Below are 8,567 nucleotides of genomic sequence, written 5' to 3' on the forward strand. Positions count from 1 at the left end.
AGCAGCCCGGCCAGGGCGGCCTCGCCGCGGCGCAGCCAGCCGGCGGCGAGCAGGCCCACCGCGACGTGGCAGCCGAGCAGGAGCCAGGGCAGCGCCGGGCCGCCGGCCGGCGGGGAGGTGCTGTCGGCGGCCATGCGGGCCAGCGGGGTGCCGAGCTCGCCGCGGCAGGCGAAGTCCAGGCCCAGGGAGTGCAGCGGGCCCGCGACGGGACCGCCGGCCTTGCCGTAGCACGCGTGCTGGCCCGTGGTGAAGACGGTGTCCGCCGTCAGCTCCAGCGGGATCAGCAGCGCGGCGATGGCGCCGTAGCCGCGCTCACGGCCGGCGAGGGCGTAGGCGACGGCGAAGAACGCCGCCACCAGCCCGGCGACCGTGGCCGCGGGCAGGGGCGTGCGGGAGAGCAGGACGTGCGAAGCGGCCGACAGCGTGACACAGAGCGCCGTGAAGAGCGCCGCGCGCAGCGCCCTCAGTCGAACTCCCGTCCCCTCCATGAGGCCGAAGTCTGCCACGGCATCCGTTAAGTGTCGTGTGAAGATTCGGCATCACTTGACGTCACCGGAGGGGACGGGACACCGGGGGCGCGGGGCTCAGGACTTGAGGGCCGCGTCGATCGCCTTGGTGTACTGGTCGGGGGTGATCGGGACGTTCTTCCCGTCCTCCGCCGTCAGCTTCTTGCCGTTCATCTTGAGGGTGGGGGTGCCGGTGACGTCCTTGGCCTTGTCGAACTCGTCGGACACCGTCAGCGCCCACTTGTCGAACGTGCCGTCCTTGACGTTCTTCTCGAACTCCGCGTTGCCCTTGAGCGCCGGGACCTCGTTCGCGACCTTCAGCAGGACGTCGTCCTTCGCGTAGTCGTCCTTGGTCTCGTTCGGGTGGTTGGCCTTGGAGTAGAGGGCCTTGTTGTAGGCGCTGAAGGCCTCGGGGCTGACGTTCAGCGCGGCGCCGAGCGCGCTGAGGGCGTTCTTGGAGCCGCTGCCGCCGAAGTTGCGGTCGAGGAACGTGGCGACGTGGTACGAGACCTTGTACTTGCCGTCCTTGACGTCCTTGTCGATGGTGTCCCCGACGCTCTGCTCGAAGACGGAGCAGATCGGGCAGCGCATGTCCTGGTAGAGGTCCAGGGTGTGCTTGGCGTCCTTCTTGCCGATGAGGATCTCGGTGCCGTTGTCGCCGCCGGTGTTGGCGGGCTTGACGAGCTCCTTCTTGGACGCGGCCTCCCAGCTCGCGTTCAGGCCGCTCTTGCCGTCCTTGCCGAGCTGGGAGACGGCCACGACGATGCCCGCGCCGACGGCCAGGACCGCGACGACGGCGCCGCCGACGATCAGCTGGCGGCGCGTCCTGTCCTTCTTGGCCTGGCGCTCGCGCTCGGCGCGCAGCCGCTCGCGTGCGGACTGCTTGTTCTCCCAGTTGTTGCGCTTGCTCATGGTGGTGCGATCTTTCCGTGGTACGTGGAGTGGGTCAGGCGGGGGTGAGGCCGGAGGCCGGCCCCCGCGGCGGCCCGCGCCGTACGACGGAGTGGACGAGGAGCGGAAGGGCGCGGCCGGGAGGTGCGGGCCGCGCGGACCGTACGGTCACGCTGCCGGGCAGCGGGGCGCCGGTCGTGCGGACGGGCAGCAGCGGGCGGCACACGGCGGCAGCCGCGGCGCACAGGAGCTGCGCCAGCGCCCGCTCGCCCCGGCTCAGCCACGCGGCGGCCAGCAGGCCGACGGCGACGTGCCCCGCGAACAGCAGCCACGGGGCGGTGCCCGGGCCGGCGAGCCGGGCGAGCGGGCCGCCCGTGCTGCCGCTGCACAGCCAGGCCAGCGCCCCCGGGGCGGGGGCGGCGTGGCCGGGGCTGCCGTAGCAGGTGTCCTGCCCGGCGGTGAAGAGCGCGGTGGCGCCGAGCTCCAGCGGGACCAGGAGGGCGGCGATGTGCCGGTAGCCGCGCTCCTGCCCGGCCAGGGAGTGGGCGAGCGCGAAGACGGCCGCGGACACCGCCGCGACGGCGGGCACGGGCAGCGGCCTCCCGGACAGCAGCACGTGGGAGCCCGCGGACAGCGTGACGCACAGCGCTGTGAACAGCGCCGCGCGCAGTGCCCGCAGCCGTGCCGCCGATATGTCCATGGAGAACGAGTCTGGCACGGCCCGCCGTAAACCTCGGCTAAGGGGTGGCGCCCACGGCTGGAAGCCCGGGGCCTAGAGGCCCGGGATGCGGCCGTTGCGGAAGAGGTCCACGAAGATCTGGTGGTCCGCGCGGGCCCGGGCCCCGTAGGAGTGGGCGAAGTCCACCAGGAGCTCCGGGAAGCCCTCCTCGTCGGCGGCGATCACGGCGTCGATGGCCCGCTCGGTGGAGAACGGCACCAGCGAGTGGCCGCTCTGGTCGTCGGCGGCGGCGTGCATGGTGGCGGTGGCCCGGCCCAGGTCGGCGACGACGGCGGCGATCTCGTCCGGATCGTCGATGTCCGACCAGTCGAGGTCGACGGCGTACGGGGAGACCTCGGCCACCAGCTGCCCGGCGCCGTCGAGCTCGGTCCACCCGAGCCACGGGTCGGCGTGCGCCTGCAGCGCGCGCTGCGAGATCACCGTGCGGTGGCCCTCGTGGTGGAAGTAGTCGCGCACGGCCCGGTCGGTGACGTGCCGGGAGACCGCCGGGGTCTGCGCCTGCTTCATGTAGATGACGACGTCGTTCTCCAGGGCGTCGCTGTTGCCCTCCAGGAGGATGTTGTACGAGGGCAGGCCGGCGCTGCCGATCCCGATGCCGCGGCGGCCGACGACGTCCTTGACGCGGTAGGAGTCGGGGCGGGCGAGGCTGGTGTCGGGCAGCGTCTCCAGATAGCCGTCGAAGGCCGCGAGGATCTTGTAGCGGGTGGCGGCGTCCAGCTCGATGGCGCCGTCGTCGGCCGCGAAGCGGCGGTCGTGCTCGCGGATCTCCGTCATGGAGGCGAGCAGCCCGAAGCGCGTCATGGAGCGCGCCTCGCGCAGGGCGCCGAGCAGCGGGCCGTCGGCGGTGTCGAGCGTGAAGGGCGGCAGCTCGTCCTGCCCGGCGCCGGTGGCCAGGGCGTGGATGCGCTCGCGGTAGGCGGCGGCGTAGGTCCGCACGAGCTCGGTGATCTTCTCGTCGCTGAGCGCCTTGGCGTGGCCGAGCAGGGCGACGGAGGCCGCGAAGCGCTTGAGGTCCCAGGTGAAGGGGCCGACGTAGGCCTCGTCGAAGTCGTTGACGTTGAAGATCAGGCGGCCGTTGGCGTCCATGTACGTGCCGAAGTTCTCGGCGTGGAGATCGCCGTGGATCCACACCCGGCTCGTCCGCTCGTCCAGGAACGGGCCCGCGGCGCCCTCCGGGGCCTCCGCGGCCAGGTCGCGGTAGAAGAGGCACGCCGTGCCCCGGTAGAAGGCGAAGGCGGAGGCGGCCATCTTCCGGAACTTGACCCGGAAGGCGGCGGGGTCGGCCGCGAGCAGCTCACCGAAGGCGGTGTCGAAAACGGCAAGGATCTCCTCGCCGCGCTGCGCGGCCCGGTCGTGCTCGGTCGCCATCGCGGGGTCCTCCTGGGTGGGGCATGGAACGAACGTGTGTGCTGTCGTGCTCAACGCGTGAGGGTACCGGCGCGTGCCCGCGGCTGTCGGTGGGGGCCGGTAACCTTCGAAACTGTCCCGCTGCGTCCGCTGCGCCCCACCGCCCGCTCCCGTCGGAGGTCTCCCACCGTGGCCAACAAGCCGCCCTTCACGCACCTGCACGTCCACACCCAGTACTCCCTGCTGGACGGTGCCGCGCGGCTCAAGGACATGTTCAATGCCTGCAATGAGATGGGCATGACACACATCGCCATGTCCGACCACGGCAACCTGCACGGCGCGTACGACTTCTACCACTCCGCCCAGAAGGCCGGGGTCACCCCGATCATCGGCATCGAGGCCTATGTCGCCCCCGAGTCCCGGCGCAACAAGCGCAGGATCCAGTGGGGCCAGCCGCACCAGAAGCGGGACGACGTCTCCGGCTCGGGTGGTTACACCCACAAGACGATCTGGGCGGCCAACGCCACCGGCCTGCACAACCTCTTCCGGCTGTCCTCCGACGCCTACGCCGAGGGCTGGCTGACCAAGTGGCCCCGCATGGACAAGGAGACCATCAGCCAGTGGTCCGAGGGCCTGATCGCCTCCACCGGCTGCCCCTCCGGCGAGCTGCAGACCCGGCTGCGCCTCGGCCAGTTCGACGAGGCCCTGAAGTCCGCCTCCGAGTACCAGGACATCTTCGGCAAGGACCGGTACTTCCTGGAGCTGATGGACCACGGCATCGAGATCGAGCGCCGCGTCCGCGACGGCCTGCTGGAGATCGGCAAGAAGCTCGGCATCCCGCCCCTGGTCACCAATGACTCGCACTACACCTACGCGCACGAGGCCGAGGCCCACGACGCCCTGCTGTGCATCCAGACCGGCAAGAACCTCTCCGACCCGGACCGCTTCCGCTTCGACGGCTCGGGCTACTACCTGAAGTCCACGGACGAGATGTACGCCATCGACTCCTCGGACGCCTGGCAGGAGGGCTGCGCCAACACGCGGCTGGTCGCCGAGCAGGTCGACACCGAGGGCATGTTCCAGTTCCGGAACCTGATGCCCAAGTTCGACATCCCCGAGGGCTACACCGAGGTCACCTGGTTCCGCGAGGAGACCATGCGGGGCATGCACCGCCGCTTCCCCGGCGGCATCCCCGAGGACCGCATGAAGCAGGTCGAGTACGAGATGGACACGATCATCTCGATGGGCTTCCCGGGCTACTTCCTCGTGGTCGCCGACTTCATCATGTGGGCCAAGAACCAGGGCATCGCGGTCGGCCCCGGCCGAGGCTCCGCGGCCGGCTCGATCGTCGCGTACGCCATGGGCATCACCGACCTCGACCCGATCCCGCACGGCCTGATCTTCGAGCGGTTCCTCAACCCCGAGCGCATCTCGATGCCCGATGTCGACATCGACTTCGACGAGCGCCGGCGCTCCGAGGTGATCCGCTACGTCACCGAGAAGTACGGCGCCGACAAGGTCGCCATGATCGGCACCTACGGCACCATCAAGGCCAAGAACGCGATCAAGGACTCCGCCCGCGTCCTCGGCTACCCGTACGCGATGGGCGACCGCATCACCAAGGCCATGCCCGCCGACGTCCTCGGCAAGGGCATCCCGCTCTCCGGCATCCTCGACCCCCAGCACCCGCGCTACAGCGAGGCCGGCGAGGTCCGCGGGATGTACGAGAACGAGCCGGACGTGAAGAAGGTCATCGACACCGCGCGCGGCGTCGAGGGCCTGGTCCGGCAGATGGGCGTGCACGCGGCCGGTGTGATCATGTCCAGCGAGACGATCACCGACCACGTCCCCGTCTGGGTCCGGCACACCGACGGCGTCACCATCACGCAGTGGGACTACCCGAGCTGCGAGTCGCTCGGCCTGCTGAAGATGGACTTCCTCGGCCTGCGCAACCTCACGATCATGGACGACGCCGTCAAGATGGTGAAGGCCAACAAGGGGATCGACATCGATCTCCTGGCCCTCCCGCTCGACGACCCCACGACCTTCGAGCTGCTCCAGCGCGGTGACACCCTCGGCGTCTTCCAGTTCGACGGCGGGCCCATGCGGTCCCTCCTGCGGCTGATGAAGCCCGACAACTTCGAAGACATCTCCGCCGTGTCCGCCCTGTACCGGCCGGGCCCGATGGGCATGAACTCGCACACGAACTACGCGCTGCGCAAGAACGGCCAGCAGGAGATCACGCCGATCCACCCGGAGCTGAAGGAGCCCCTCGAAGAGGTCCTCGGCGTCACCTACGGTCTGATCGTCTACCAGGAGCAGGTGCAGAAGGCCGCCCAGATCGTCGCCGGGTACTCGCTCGGCGAGGCCGACATCCTCCGCCGCGTCATGGGCAAGAAGAAGCCCGACGAGCTGGCGAAGAACTTCGTCTTCTTCAAGGAGGGCGCGCAGAAGAAGGGCTTCTCCGACGAGGCCATCCAGGCCCTGTGGGACGTGCTGGTCCCCTTCGCCGGCTACGCCTTCAACAAGGCCCACTCGGCCGCGTACGGCCTCGTCTCGTACTGGACGGCCTACCTCAAGGCGAACTACCCCGCCGAGTACATGTCCGCGCTGCTCACCTCGGTGCGCGACGACAAGGACAAGTCGGCGATCTACCTCAACGAGTGCCGGCGCATGGGCATCAAGGTGCTCCCGCCGAACGTCAACGAGTCCGAGGCCAACTTCGCCGCCCAGGGCGACGACGTGATCCTCTTCGGCCTCACCGCCGTCCGCAACGTCGGGCAGAACGTGGTCGACTCGATCATCCGCTGCCGCAAGTCCAAGGGGAAGTACGCCTCCTTCCCCGACTTCCTCGACAAGGTCGAGGCCGTCGTCTGCAACAAGCGCACCGTCGAATCGCTGATCAAGGCCGGCGCCTTCGACGAGATGGGCCACACCCGCAAGGGCCTCACCGCGCACTACGAACCGATGATCGACAACGTCGTCCAGGTCAAGCGCAAGGAGGCCGAGGGCCAGTTCGACCTCTTCGGCGGCATGGGCGACGACAGCGGCGACGACGGGCCCGGCTTCGGGCTGGACGTGGAGTTCTCCGACGTCGAGTGGGAGAAGGCCTACCTCCTCGCGCAGGAGCGCGAGATGCTCGGCCTCTACGTCTCCGACCACCCGCTCTTCGGCATCGAGCACGTCCTGAACGACAAGGCCGACGCCGCGATCTCCCAGCTCACCGGCGGTGAGCACGCCGACGGCGCGATCGTCACCATCGGCGGCATCATCTCCGGCCTGCAGCGCAAGATGACCAAGCAGGGCAACGCCTGGGCCATCGCCACCGTCGAGGACCTGGCCGGCTCCATCGACTGCATGTTCTTCCCCGCCACCTACCAGCTGGTCTCCACCCAGCTCGTCGAGGACGCCGTCGTCTTCGTCAAGGGCCGCCTCGACAAGCGCGAGGACATCCCCCGCCTGGTGGCCATGGAGCTGATGGTCCCCGACCTGTCGAACGCGGGCACCAACGCCCCCGTGATCATCACCATCCCCACGGTGAAGGTCACCCCGCCGATGGTGGAGCGGCTCGGCCAGGTCCTCACCCACCACCGGGGCTCCACCGAGGTGCGGATCAAGCTCCAGGGGCCGCGGAAGACCACCGTCCTGCGCCTGGACCGGCACCGGGTCACCCCCGACCCGGCGCTCTTCGGCGACCTGAAGCAGCTGCTCGGCCCGTCCTGCCTGGCCGGCTGAGCATTCGCGGGCGGGCCGGCAGGACGGCCCGCCCGCACCCGCGCACGAGGGGCGCACCCGGATCAGCCGGGTGCGCCCCTCTGTGCGTCAAAGCGCCGGTGGGCGCCCTCTCCTGTCGGCCGGGCGCCGTCCCGCCGCCGCTCAGTTGTGGCCGAAGCGCTTCTGCTTGCTCTTGCGAGCCATGTCGCCCGGGGTGACCTGCGTGGCCCGCTGCTCGCTCTGGGACTCGATCGAGGAGCTTCTGGCCTGCTGCTGGCCGCGCTCCGCGGCACTCGCCGACTTCGGCTGCTTCCGGTCCTTGTTCTTCGCCATGCTGAAGTGCCTCCACATCGGGACGACCCCCTGCGGTCACCCTCGCACGCACCGCCGAACCGCGCATTTCGGGTAATTACCGTGCGTGATGCGTGCACTTACCGCCGTGAGGGCGTATCCGCCACGCCGAAGATCCAGTTCGGACTGATAACCCCCGCACGGTCGGGCAGACTCCAAGGAAAGCCGAGGAAAACCGGGGCACTGCCGTGCCGGGGGGCGACCGCAATTTCTGCACGCACAGAAAGAGGGTGGAACGTGGACCGCTGCGTCGTCCTGGTGGACGCCGGGTATCTGCTGGGCGCCGCCGCGAGCCTGCTGGCCGGCGAGCCCGCCCGGTCCCGCATCTCCGTCGACCACGCGATCCTCATCCAGGGGCTGCGCGAGCGCGCCGAGGCCGAGACCGAGCAGCCCCTGCTGAGGATCTACTGGTTCGACGGCGCGCCCGACCGGGTGCCCCAGCCCGAGCACCGCAGGCTCCGCGTCATGCCCCGGGTCACCGTCCGGCTGGGCGCCCTGACCCGCAGCGACGGCCGCTGGGCCCAGAAGGGCGTGGACGCCGCCATGCACGCCGAGCTCACCGAGCTCGCCCGCAACCGCGCCTGCTCCGACATCGTCCTCGTCACCGGCGACGGCGACCTCCTCCCCGGGCTGATGTCCGCCAAGGAGCACGGCGTCGCCGTCCACCTGTGGGCCGTCCAGGCCGCCGACGGCGACTACAACCAGTCCGAGGACCTCGTCGCCGAGGCGGACGAGCGCCGCGTCCTCGACCGCACGTGGATCACCCGCGCCGTCCGCGCCAAGGAGCTCACCGGCGCCTGCGCCCCGCAGCCCGCCCCCGGCCCCGAGATCGCCGCGATCCTCTCCGCCCCCCTCCCCGAGACCGCCGCCGCGGCCGCCGCCCCGGCCCCCCGCTCCCCCGAACCGGTGCCCGCCGAGCGCAACGGCTCCCGGCCCGCCGCCCCCGCCACCACCGACGGCACCGAGGCGGGAGCGCTCGACCTCTGGCTGATCAGGAGCCCCGCTCCGGCCGACGCCGG

The 8,567-nt window shown here is 70.4% G+C and carries 7 protein-coding genes; 2 read left to right on the forward strand and 5 right to left on the reverse strand.

All coding sequences use genetic code 11. The features are described from left to right. The 4 genes from B7P34_RS33870 to B7P34_RS33885 form a co-directional block, all read right to left on the reverse strand. On the reverse strand, positions 1–506 hold a 506-nt coding region (locus tag B7P34_RS33870; protein ID WP_223268515.1), incomplete at its 3' end, for a hypothetical protein. Between the two features lie 78 nt (positions 507–584). Then, a complete protein-coding gene (locus B7P34_RS33875) occupies positions 585–1,418 on the reverse strand; it encodes a thioredoxin domain-containing protein (RefSeq protein WP_106681992.1) in 834 nt (277 codons plus the stop codon). 34 nt (positions 1,419–1,452) lie between these two features. Further along, complete coding sequence (locus B7P34_RS33880) at positions 1,453–2,115, reverse strand: hypothetical protein (RefSeq protein WP_223268516.1); 663 nt, start codon at positions 2,113–2,115, stop codon at positions 1,453–1,455. Positions 2,116–2,169: 54 nt separating this feature from the next. Continuing rightward, positions 2,170–3,558: a DUF2252 domain-containing protein gene (locus B7P34_RS33885; RefSeq protein ID WP_223268517.1), complete on the reverse strand. Its 1,389-nt coding sequence runs from the start codon at positions 3,556–3,558 to the stop codon at positions 2,170–2,172. A gap of 114 nt (positions 3,559–3,672) precedes the next feature. Here B7P34_RS33885 and dnaE point away from each other — a divergent pair, with 114 nt between their 5' ends. Then, positions 3,673–7,218, forward strand: a complete 3,546-nt coding sequence (gene dnaE / locus B7P34_RS33890) for a DNA polymerase III subunit alpha (RefSeq protein ID WP_106681995.1) — start codon at positions 3,673–3,675, stop codon at positions 7,216–7,218. 141 nt (positions 7,219–7,359) lie between these two features. On the opposite strand, the gene B7P34_RS37850 is transcribed toward dnaE, so the two are convergent. Then, entirely contained in the window at positions 7,360–7,530 is a 171-nt protein-coding gene (locus tag B7P34_RS37850; protein ID WP_189383260.1) for a hypothetical protein, read from the reverse strand. Between the two features lie 255 nt (positions 7,531–7,785). On the opposite strand from B7P34_RS37850, the gene B7P34_RS33895 reads away from it, so the two are divergent. Beyond that, the coding region (locus tag B7P34_RS33895; RefSeq protein ID WP_146167010.1) for an NYN domain-containing protein at positions 7,786–8,567 on the forward strand (782 nt) is incomplete at its 3' end.

The organism is Streptosporangium nondiastaticum (genome assembly GCF_003011965.1).
Classification (GTDB): domain Bacteria; phylum Actinomycetota; class Actinomycetes; order Streptomycetales; family Streptomycetaceae; genus Streptomyces; species Streptomyces nondiastaticus.

Bases quoted from the DNA above. Each gene is read 5' to 3' on its own strand.
- B7P34_RS33875 (WP_106681992.1), bottom strand. From the start codon at position 1,418: ATGAGCAAGCGCAACAACTGGGAGAACAAGCAGTCCGCACGCGAGCGG.
- B7P34_RS37850 (WP_189383260.1), bottom strand. From the start codon at position 7,530: ATGGCGAAGAACAAGGACCGGAAGCAGCCGAAGTCGGCGAGTGCCGCG.